The following is a 10,919-nucleotide window of genomic DNA, read 5'->3' as shown; positions in this document are numbered from 1 at the left end:
GCCGGAGCCGGTCTCGGCGGTCAGGCGCCCCAGGGCGTCGTACGTCTTCTGACGCTTGACGTTGCCCGGCAACAGCTCGGTGACGAGCTGCCCGGCCGCGTCGTAGACGTTCGTCCAGGTACGGACATCCGTATTCCAGTGCTGGGTGGTGGCCGGTTCGATCGTCGACTCGGGCAGGCCCCACGTGTTGAACGTGTAGAACGTGGACTTGCCGCGGCCGTCGGTCAGACGCGTGAGGTTGCCCGCCGCGTCATAGCCGAAGGTCGTCGTGATCGAATCCGTCACGGTGACCGGTTCGACCTGCCTGGTCGTCCGGCCGAGCGCGTCGTACGCGTACGTGCGGCGCGCGCCGGTGGCGCCGGTGATTGCAGTGACGTTGCCGTCGGCGTCGTACTCGGCCGAGACCGAGCGCAGGGCGGTCGTGCCCGTGCCGTAGTCCGCCACGGACGTCGGCTTGCCCATGAGGTCGTACGCGGTGACCGTCCTGCGGCCGGTCGCGTCCTTGCTCTCGGTCCGGCGGCCGAGGCCGTCGTAGGCGCCGCGGGTGACGCCGCCCGCAGGGTCGGTGACCGTCAGGGCCTGGCCGGCCGCGTCGTACGTCGCGGTGGTGACCCGCCCGCCGGGCGATCGGGAAGCGGTCTGGTTGCCCGCGTCGTCCCAGGTGAAACGGGAGACGAGGTTCTGCAGGGTGGGCTTGCGCTCCACCGTGGTGACGGTGAGTTCGCGCCCCAGCTCGTCGTAGGTGGCCTCGGTGCGTGCTCCTGTCGGGTCGGTCGCGGAGAGCGGCAGACCGGTCGGGGTCCAGGTGTAGATGGAGACACCGCCGCCGGACAGGTCCGTGGACGTGCCGTCGAAGGCGGTGGCACCCGGGGCCTGAAGGCCCTGCGCCCCACCGACCGCCGGGTCCGTCGAGCGGACCAGGTTGCCCAGTTGGTCGTACCCGTAGGAGCGGATACGGCCGAGCGGGTCGGTGGTGGAGGCGACGTTGCCGAGCTTGTCGTACGTCGTGCGCGTCACGGCCGTGATCGGCGTCGTCGCGCCCGGCGGGATGTAGCCGGGCAGCGTGACCGCGACGGGACGGCCCAGCGTGTCGGTCTCCGTCCTGGTCACCAGGCCGCGCGTGTCACGTGACTCGGTGGCCTCGCCGAAGGTGTTGTAGCCGACGAGGGTCTTCGGAGTGACGGCCGTGGCTGCTTGGCCGTTCTCCTCCGCCTGCACCGGCGGCGCGGTCGTCTCGACCAGGCGGCCGAGCTCGTCGTAGCGGTTGGTGCTGGTGATGCCGCGTGGGGTGACCTGGGTCAGCGGGAGGCCCCGCTGGTCGAAGGTCGCCGAGGAGACCCGGGTGGCGGTGCCGTCGGTGAGGGTCGTCTTCCTCGGGTTGCCCACCGCGTCGTACTCGGTGGTCGACGTCACCTTCTTGCCGGAGGCGTCGACCGACTGGGTCTGCTCGGTGATCCGGTCGTCCGCGTCGTAGGCGAACGTCGTGACGCGATTCAGGCCGTTCGGGTCGAACACCGTGCGCGTGGTGCGCCCGGTGGTGTCGAGCGTGCTGACCGTGGTGCGGCGGCCGCTCTCGGTCTGCGAGACCGCGTTGCCGGCGCCGTCGTAGACCGTCGACCTGAGGACGATGTCCTTCTTGGAGCCGTCGGACTGGGTGACCTGCTTCGCCGTCGCCGAAGCCTGGAGGCCGTCGTCGTAGTAGGCGAAGGTGGTGGTGGCGCCCAGGGCGTCCGTGGACGAGGCCAGTCGGCCCGCCGGATCGTAGGCCCTCGATTCCAGGACCAGGTCGCGGGTCTGTCCGGACGGGTCGCCCGTCCAGTCCTTCAACACGGACTCAGCCAGCTGGCCGCGCCTGGTGTAGGTGTGGGTGACGATGTTGCCCGCGGGGTCCGTCTCACGGATCACCCGGCCCAGCGCGTCGTGGGCGAACGTCGACTCGTTGCCGGCGGCGTCCGTCACGCTGTCGTTGAGGCCGAGGGCGTCGTAGTGGTAGGTCGTGGTGCGGGTGGCGTCGACGCCGGTGGTGTCCTCCGCGGATTCCGTGAGCAGCAGGCCGTCCGCGTCGTAGGTGCGGCTGACGCGTGCGGTGTGGGTGGCTCCGGTGATCTCGTTCTTCACGCCCGGGCCTGTCTCGGAGGTGATCCGGGACATGGCGTTGTAGGCGTAGCTGGTGGTGACACCCGCCGGGGTGCCGTCGGAGACCTGCGTCTCGGTCAGCTTCCGGCCGATGCCGTCGTAGGTGTAGGTCGTCACCATGCCGGACGGCGCCGTCGACTTCGCCAGGTCACCGCTCGCGAAGTATGCGTAGGAGGTGCTGGCGCCGCCGGTGCTCCTCGTGGTGGCGACCAGGCCGGCCGGTGTGGTCCCGCCACCCACCGCGGGCTCGGCGCCCGTGGTGTAGGTGGTCGACGACGTGCGACCGTCGGCCAGCGTGACCGTGTCGGTCAGGCCGAGCGCCGTGTACGAGGTCCTCGTCCGGAAGCGGTCGTCCGCCGGTCCGGACGAGCGGCCGTCGCGGATCGCGACCCGCTTGCCGTTGCGCGGGTCCAGCGGATCGGCCGCGTTGTGGTGGTACTCCGCGAAGGAGGTCCAGCAGGAGTTGGCGTCCCGGCAGGTCGTCGTCGAGACGGTGTTGCCGCGCTCGTCGTGGCCGGTGATCCTGGAGTGCCCATTGGGGTCGGTGACCGTGTGCAGGAAGCCGCCGGTGTCGTACGCGTACGTGGTGACACCGCCGTCCGCGTCCGTCGAGGCGGTGCGGCGCTGGCCCCGGATCGCGTCGAAAGTGCTGCTGGTCCTGGCCCCCGTCGGGCCGGTGACCGTCACGGTCGCGGACAGCGAGGATCCGCTCGCCTCGGTGCGGGCCTGGTAGTGGTTGGCCACCTGGCGCGCGGTCAGCGGCCGCTTGTAGACGGCGACCTCGTCGATCCGGCCCGTGAAGTAACTGACGGCACCGGGCCCGGCGGGCCACCACGTGGTGTAGCCGCCGCCGAGGTACGTGTGCGTGTTGGCCTGGTGGTCGACGGCAGCGCCAGTGACCTGCCCGACCTGGTTTCCGTCCAGGTAGAGCGTCTGCGTGCCGCCCTGCGCGGTGAGCACCGCATGGTGCCACGCGTCGTCGGTCACCGCGTTCGGCGACGCGTTCGTGGCGGTGACGCCCCGGGTGTAGTACTGGCCGTGCAGCTTGTTGTCGGTCCCGACGTACAGCACGGGCGTGTACGTGCCGCCCGACGGACCCGGCATGGGGATTTCCTGGTCGCTGTAGAGCACACCGGGCTTGGTGGTCTTGAACCAGAGCTCGACGGACACGTCGGTGCTCGACGTGCCGAGCGGCGGGATCTCGGCGTAGCCGTCGCCCGCGAACTCGGCCGCCGGCCGGTCGCCGACGCCGAAGGCACCGGTGGCCCCCAGGGCGGTCTTGGTGTACGTGCCGCTGCCGCTGTTGACGGCGACCTGGTTGACGACGGAGCTGCCGCCGGTCTCGTCGAGCGGCCAGTAACCGGCAGGGGAATCGGCCATGACCGTGCCGCGGTACTGGTCGCCGTTGCCGGAGACCAGTCGGTTGCGGGCCTTGAAGTGGTCGGCGACGGTCTGGGCGTCCAGCTCCTTGGAGTAGAACGCGGCCTCGTCCAGCTGACCGCTGAAGTAGCGGGTCGCCGGCGACTGGCCGTCCCAGGCCTCGCTGGAGTAGCCGGCGCCGAGGTAGGCGTGGTTCAGTGTCTCCGGCTTGACCCCACCCGTCTGAGAGCCCAGCTTGACGCCGTCCAGGTACAGGGACTGGCCGGTGGGGCCACCGGTGAGGACGGTGTGGTGCCACTTGTTGTCGGTGACCTTGACGCCGCCCATGACGGGCCAGCCCGCGGAGGGTCCGGTCCAGAAGTGGCCGCGCAGCTTGCCCTCCGCGTCGATGACCAGGCTGGGGTTCCACATCTGTGGAGTGGTGCCAAGCTCCGTGTTCTGCAGGGCGAGCAGGACACCGCTGGGCTTGTCCGTCCGGAACCACATCTCCACCGACAGCGAGGTCGCGCCGGCGATGGACTCGGACGGCACGGAGATCGCGCCCTTGGAACCGTCGAGCGTCACAGCCCCGTCGTCGCCGTCGAGGAACGCGCCGGCGCCACCGAGGGCGACACCGTCACGGTAGGAGCCGTTGCCGCCGGCGGATACCTCGTCGGCGGCCGCGGCGCCGCTGCTGTCGCCGAAGCGCCAGTAGTTCACCGGGCCGGAGGCACGCACCGCATCGCTGTAGGCCTGCGAGCCGTTGGCGTAGCGGGGCTCGGAGATCTGCCAGACGCCGCCGTTCTCGTCGGTCACCTTCGTCGCGCGACCGGTGTCACCGTCGTACGCGACCTGAGCGCTCACCCTGCCGGACGGGAGGGTGGACTTGGTCAGCTTCGATCCGCCCGCACGGGCGGCGAAGCGGGCCTTGATCGCTCCGGCGTCGAGGGCCCGGTGGTAGACCGCGACCTCGTCCATGAGGCCCTTGTAGTAGCGCGTGCCGTACGTGCCGGCGCCGTCCCACGACTGGTCGGTGAAGCCGCCGCCGAGGTAGGTGTACGTCTTGACGGAGTGGCTGACGGGACCCGCGAGGGTGCCGATGGCCTGACCGTCGAGGTAGAGGGTCTGGCCGGTGCCGGAGCTGGTCAGCGCGGCATGGTGCCAGGTGTTGTCGGTGACAGTGGCCGTGGAGGTGATCGGGACGAGACCTCCGTTGGCCTTCTCGAAGGCGCCGCGCAGCTTGCCCGCGGAGTCGACGGCGAGCACGGGGTTGTAGACGTTGGGGTGCGTCGGGCCCAGAGGGTCGTCCTGGAATCCGACGAGGACTCCGTTCGGTGTGTCCGTCTTGAACCACAACTCCACCGACAGCACGGGGGAGGAGGCCAGCGTCGACTCCGGCAGCTCCACGTAGGAGGTGGTGCCGTTGAAGGACGCGGCCTTGTTGCCGGTCGCGCCCAGCGCGCCCGCGGCGCCGAGGGTCACATCGCGGTAGTGGCCGGCGTTCATGCCGGTGCGGGAGACCGCCTCACTGGCCGCGGACTCGCCCTCGGCCTCGTTCAGCCGCCAGTAGCCGACCGGGTTGGCGTCCTGCACCATGCCCCGGTACTGCGAGCCGGCCGTGTACTCGTACGTCGAGCACGCGGTGGTCGAATCGGGCGGGCAGACCTTGGTCAGCTGGTCGCCGGTGTACGTGTACGACCACTTGAGCGCCGGGGCGAGCGGGCCGACGGCGTCGGTGGACACCGAGGCGACGTGCGCGCCGCTCCAGGTGAAGGTCAGCGCGCGCTTCGACAGCGCGTCGGTGGCCTTGGTCAGCTTGCCGGACGTGTACGTGAGGAGCTGCTCACGGCCGTGACCGTCCTTGACCTTGGTCAGGCGGCCCGTCGCGTCGAAGGTGAAGAGGGCCGCGCTTGCGTCGCGCAGGGTCCAGCCCCCATCGGTGACGGCGGTCAGTACGCCGAGCGAGCCGGACGGCGCGCTGTACGTGCCGTCGCTGTTCTTGCCGAAGCGGACCTGACTGCCGCTGTCGAGGGTGATGACGACGCTGCCGTCGGGCTCGACGACCGCCCGCATGTCCCAACGGGTGGCCCAGCCGGCGCCGAAGGCGTTCGCCTGGCGCGGGTCCTGCGAGTTGTATGTACGGGTGACCGCCAGCTCGGGACCCACGGTCGGCACGGCGGCGTCGGTGGCGGCGGTGACGAAGTTCCCCGACCGCTCGCCGAACGTCCTGCCGCGGTCGGCACCGCCCAGGTGGGAGGTGATGACGGGCTGCAGAACCTGAGTGGTCAGGATCGACGGGGCGGTCCTGGCGGACTGGTCCTTGCCATCGTTGGCGTACGCGTACCAGGCGTAGGTCTTGGCCCAACTGAGCCAGCCGCTCGGCACCGTCCAGCTCTCGGAAGGGGCATGGGTGTTGCCGCGGCAGTTCTTCCGGGTGTCCTGGCCGTCGACCTCACACACCTCGAACTGGTAGGTCAGACTGCTCGGGGACTTGTCCCGGTCGGTGGCGGTGGCCCACAGGGTGGGGATGAGGGTGTCGACGACCGTGCCGCTCGGCGGAGCTGCGGCGGTGAGGTACGGCGGGACGTTGACCGCGTCGAAGCGCACGGCCGGGCCCGGAACTCCGTCGTCGACGAAGCTCCGCACTCCGTACTCGTCCATGGTCCACTGGATCGTGTACGTGCCGGGCGCCAGCGGAGCGATCTTCGCATCGACGGTGGCGGAGGCTCCGGGGGCGACGTCGTAGGGCATCGGCGTCCACCGGATCTTGCTCCAGTAGTCGCCGCCCACCTTGTTGCCGTTGGCGTCGAACAGGTCGTACCGCAGCTTGTAATTGCTCGTCTTGCCCCAGGTCTGCTGGCCCTGATTGGTCACGGTGACCTTGAAGGTGCCCTCGCTGGTGGCTGTCGGAGGCTGGACGAATCCACCGAGACCGTAGGTGGCACCGTACTTCGACCACGTCACGTCCAGGCTCGGCTTGCCACCCGGGTAGTCGTCGGAGCCGAACGTCTTCCAGCTCCTGGAGTCGTCCGTGGCGGCCTTCACGGCCAGGCCGTAGTTGGCCTTTCGGCCGTGCGTCCAGTCGTCGACCAACCGGCGGCCGGACTCACCGAGCGGGATCGACTCCCATGCCGGTGCGCAGGACCAGCTGGTCGTACCGGTGGGCCGCCAGGCGTGAGCGAACGACTTGGAGCCGAGCGCGGCGCCGGTGGCCGGACCGGGGTATGACGATGTCGTGCTCTCGGACCAGTTCGAGGTGATCTCGTGGACCGTGACCGGCCGTGCGGTGCACGAGTACGACCAGGTGTTGTAGAGCGCGAGGTTCGCGTTGATCACGTACGCGTTCTTGAGCGTGGTGTCCAGACCGCTGAACTTGAGGAAAGCGGCCGCCTTGTGGCCGCCCGCGTCGTACGTACCGACCTTGATGTTGGTGTCGCTGGCGAAGTTCTGGTTGTACGGAGACTCCACGTACGTACCAGAAGCGGCCTCGAGGCCGGTCGCTGAAGGATCGACCTTGACCGGAAAGACCCGCTCGGGGGCGGACAGCCACGCCCGGTCCAGCTTCACGACCAGGACCTGACGTGAGCCCTCGTTGACGATGTCGTAGGTGACACCGGAGGAGATGACGCCTTCGTTGGAGTGGGGGGCCTTCTTGGAGTCCTCCATCCAACCGGCCGGCATCCAGGCCTGCCTGCGGCCCGCCTCGTCGGTGAAGTCGATGCCGCCGTGGCCGTCGAGCTTGGCGGTGAGCCCCTTCAGCGTGAGCGGGAAGCGCCACTCGGTGGGCGCGCCCCGGTCCTTGAGGATCAGCGTCTCCTTGACGGAGTCACTGCCGGCTATCAGCTCCACGTCCGCGGAGCGGCGGACGTTCGGGTAGGTGATGACACTGCCGTTCACGCGACCCTGGGTCCGGGCCGCGCCCTCGATCGAGTAGCCGATCGAGGTGGTGTCGCCGACGCCAAGGCGCACCAGCGTGTCGGCGTCCGCGAACTCGGAGAAGGACACCTTCTCCTCCGTGGACCGGGCCTGCCACTCGGACCCGGGCGTGCCCGCAGGGTCGGGGCTCTTCGCCAGCCGCGTGTCGATGGCCTTCCACTGGCCGTCGTCCAGAAAGTTGACCGGCTCGTTGTAGAAGCGGGTGGTGAAGGTTCCGTCATCGTTGAGGAAGGTGCGCCCGCGTTCCGTGCGCTTTCCGGCGATTTCGGAACTGGTCCTCGCATCGAAGCCCTTGGGCGTGATTCGAAGCGGCGTCGCGACCTTGCGGAAGGGAAGAACCTCCGCCTGCTTGTTCCCGTTTCCCAGCTTCAGCCGGGTGGTGCCGGAGTCCGGCGGCAGTTCGCCACGGGCTTTGAGCGCGTTGCTATGGCCGCCGGACGCGGCGGCGTCCGTTGCGTCGCCGGAGGCATTGTGGCTGCGACCGTCGGCCGAGCCCCAGCTCTGATCGGGTCTGGATCCTGGGCCGGATCTCGCGGCAGCCGACTGAACGACCGCCAGCGCTGCCTGTTCTGTGCCCGCGAGCACAGTCATGGTGATCGCCATGGATATGACGAGTGGACGGGTGAAACGCACCTATTACTCCCCCACATGGATGATTGGCGGGGGGTAGTCCTACCTGGATCCACAGGCAACGCACAAACGACAAACAGCCTTCAAGAAGACCGGTCCGGAGGGGTGGCGCGAGCAAGTCGCTTATGTCCTGATCAACGTTGTCGAACTAGCCGCCGCTGGACGTGACTTTCGTGATGCAAGTCACTCCGGGTGCCGTCAAGTGGGACTCACACTTCCTTCACGGCTCGCATCCAGGGAAACAGTCCGCCCTTGTCGTCCAAGCGGCAAACGGCCTGCGGCCACCGAGGCGGTCGAAGGGAGGTGGTCCGCTTCTGGTGTGCAGTGCCTGGACGCGCACCGAAAGGGCACGACGCATGGCGCGGACGAAGTTCGACATGCAGGTGGAGGAGAACGCCGTTGCGTCAGTTTGGCCTGGCTACTGGCATACGCGGACGGTACCGTCGCCCGCCACGGAGCGCACACGCGCCGCAGCACCACGCGGAGGGGGGAACGTGCGTCGAGACATCGGATGGGGCGTCCAGGACAGCAGCTGGCGTGTAGCGGCGCGCCGCCGGGATCGCGAAAGGGGCGTGGCCGGCGGTCCGGGACGGAGCTGACCGCAGCGGTGCCCACACGTGGTTGGGCCCTTCGCCGATCGACCAGGGGAGGCCCGAGCGTGTCCTGGGGGCCTGTGCTCACCCGCTCGTCGCTCGGGTCGGGGATGTCGCTGCCCGGGTGGCACACCGGGCCCGTCTCGCCCGCGCCGGGTCCGCGTCCCCACCGCAGGCGGCGGGGAACGGCGTGGCGCCCACTCTCGATTACGGGACGTTCTTGGCGCTCGGCTGCTCGGGTCCCCTTGGGTCTGTCTGACAATTGATGCCCGGCCGGTCCACCGAGCCAATCGGCCGTCGATGCCCAGCGATAACGTGTGTGCGTTGGTTCGTTCGTGACTCGCGATTCGGAAGGCTGAACGGTGGATCGACGGCGCCCCTCCACAGAGGAGATCCTGGCGCGCATGCCAGAGCTCGCGCCCTACGGCCGCGAGGCCGCTAGGTTCCACCCGGAGCGCGGGATGCCCGGGGTCGGTGACAGCTCGATCGGCGGTCCGCTGCTGTGGCCGGCCGACGAGCCGTGGCCCAGGTGTCCGGTGCGGCAGGACGACGGGCCGCACCAATCCGAGCTCATGGCGATGGTGCCGCTCGCCCAGATCTACGCCCGTGACGTGCCCGGGCCGTGGTGGCCCGACGGGGCGGACCTGCTGCAGGTGCTCTGGTGCCCTGTCGAGCACTGGGATCCACCGGTCGGCCAGGCCGACATGAGCCCGGTTGTCGAACTGCGCTGGCGGCGCGCCGCCGAGCTCTCCGCGGCTCCGGTGGCAGACCCTCCGGAGCCGCCGGAGCACTACGAGGACGAGTACCTGCCAAAGCCGTGCGTGCTCTCTGTCGAGCACCTCACCGACTTCCCGTACAGTGAGGAACTGCCGTCCGAACTACAGCCCGTCCTTGAGCAACTGGTGAAGGACACTGACCCTGGGGGCAAGGACGTGATTACCCGGGTCGCCGGCTGGAAACTCGGAGGCTGGCCAACCTGGCACCTCAACCAGCCGCGCACACCCGAGTGTGAAGCCTGCGGGAAGCGAACGACACTGCTCTTCACGATCGCCAGTGACGAGGTAACGGACATCGTCGTCGGCCGCTGGGGCGAGCTGCGGATCTTCACCTGCCCGACCAACCATACGCACCCATTCATAGCCGACCTGCACTAGAGGTGGCTGTCCAGGAGCTTGTGCCACTCGGCGGTGGTCATGGGTCCCTCGCCGCGCGCGACCGCCTCGCCCTCCCTCAGCAGGACGTACGACGGGGCTCCGGTGACCCCGTACCGCTTGGTCGCGGCCGGACAGCGCGCGATGTCGGCGCGGACGGCCGTCAGGCGGCCCGCGTACTCCTCGGCGATGCCACCCACTACGAGGTCCATCGCCCGGCAGGGACCGATCGCCTTGGGCCATGTCCCGGTGAAGTACGCGAGGACCGGGATGTCGCTCATCCCGAGGATGAAATCGAACTCCGCGTCTTCACGGGGCTGGTGCACCCACTTCGCCATGAAAGCTCCTGACCTCGCGTTCCGTCGTTCCACGCCCATCATCCCCCGCGTCCTCCTGGTGGGTCAGTGCCCGGTCCAGCTCCGCCCGTTCCTCCAGGTCTTCGACAACGCCGAGTTCACGGCGGTCCTGCAGGCGCTGCGCGCGGCGCGCGGCGGCCAGGACTGACAACGGGCTGGAACCGGGTGGCAACGGTCGTGAACTGCGCGTTATCCAGTCCGTAGCCGGGCGGCCTGCTGGGCTGCCCGGCGGGCCACGGCCGGGGGACGGCGGTGAACGGCCGGACGCTCAAGAGTCTGCCGGTGCCTGGGCGCGGCTCACCCCGGTGAGCAGGCCGAGCACCGGACAAGCGCCATGAACAGCGAGGTGACGACCTTGCATCTTTGGCGGCTACGCCCAGACGAACCGGTGTCCGCGTTTCGGCCCGCTCGGACGCCACGTTCCGCCGAGGCGTACGCCGCCGTTGAGGCCGTGGGGGAGAGGCGCGTCGCCCTGTACGTGCCGAGCGTCCTGCAGCACGCCGCCGAGCTGCTCAACAACCTGTGGGCCATCGGTGGTGAGCACCGCGAGCCGCCCGCCCGGTGGAGCTGGACGGAGAACCTGGCCGAGGGCGTGCTCGACCTCGCCGCCTGTCCGTACGAGCGCGGCCTGGAGACCGAGCGCACCGACGCGGAGGTCATCTCCCTGACGGGCTTCCTGTTCGGCAGGAGGCATCTCGACCGCCGCAAGCCGCACCACTAACACTGCCCAGGACAACGGGGGCGGGCGCCGGTCCAGC

5 protein-coding genes are annotated in these 10,919 nt (G+C 69.4%); 3 read left to right on the top strand and 2 right to left on the bottom strand.

Translation table 11 applies throughout. The features are described from left to right. Positions 1–8,022: LamG-like jellyroll fold domain-containing protein (locus tag ACFY7C_RS37205; RefSeq protein WP_389660261.1), on the bottom strand; the 8,022-nt coding region annotated here is incomplete at its 3' end. A gap of 1,036 nt (positions 8,023–9,058) precedes the next feature. Here ACFY7C_RS37205 and ACFY7C_RS37200 point away from each other — a divergent pair. Beyond that, positions 9,059–9,808, top strand: a complete 750-nt coding sequence (locus ACFY7C_RS37200) for a hypothetical protein (protein ID WP_389660258.1) — start codon at positions 9,059–9,061, stop codon at positions 9,806–9,808. Here ACFY7C_RS37200 and ACFY7C_RS37195 read toward each other — a convergent pair. Further along, positions 9,805–10,143, bottom strand: a complete 339-nt coding sequence (locus ACFY7C_RS37195) for a thioredoxin family protein (protein WP_389660255.1) — start codon at positions 10,141–10,143, stop codon at positions 9,805–9,807. The two genes, ACFY7C_RS37200 and ACFY7C_RS37195, sit on opposite strands and share 4 nt — an antisense overlap. Here ACFY7C_RS37195 and ACFY7C_RS37190 point away from each other — a divergent pair. After that, on the top strand, positions 10,142–10,309 hold the full coding sequence (locus ACFY7C_RS37190) for a hypothetical protein (RefSeq protein WP_389660252.1): 168 nt from the start codon (positions 10,142–10,144) through the stop codon (positions 10,307–10,309). The two genes, ACFY7C_RS37195 and ACFY7C_RS37190, sit on opposite strands and share 2 nt — an antisense overlap. Before the next feature lie 303 nt (positions 10,310–10,612). Further along, positions 10,613–10,882 carry a hypothetical protein gene (locus ACFY7C_RS37185; protein ID WP_389660250.1) on the top strand — a complete coding sequence of 90 codons (270 nt, stop codon included), beginning with the start codon at positions 10,613–10,615 and terminating at the stop codon, positions 10,880–10,882. Positions 10,883–10,919: the final 37 nt, after the last annotated feature.

It is taken from the genome of Streptomyces sp. NPDC012769, assembly GCF_042901205.1.
Taxonomy (GTDB): Bacteria; Actinomycetota; Actinomycetes; order Streptomycetales; family Streptomycetaceae; genus Streptomyces.
The sequence above is the reverse complement of the archived record's forward strand: the minus strand, read 5'-3'. Positions and strand labels throughout refer to the sequence as shown.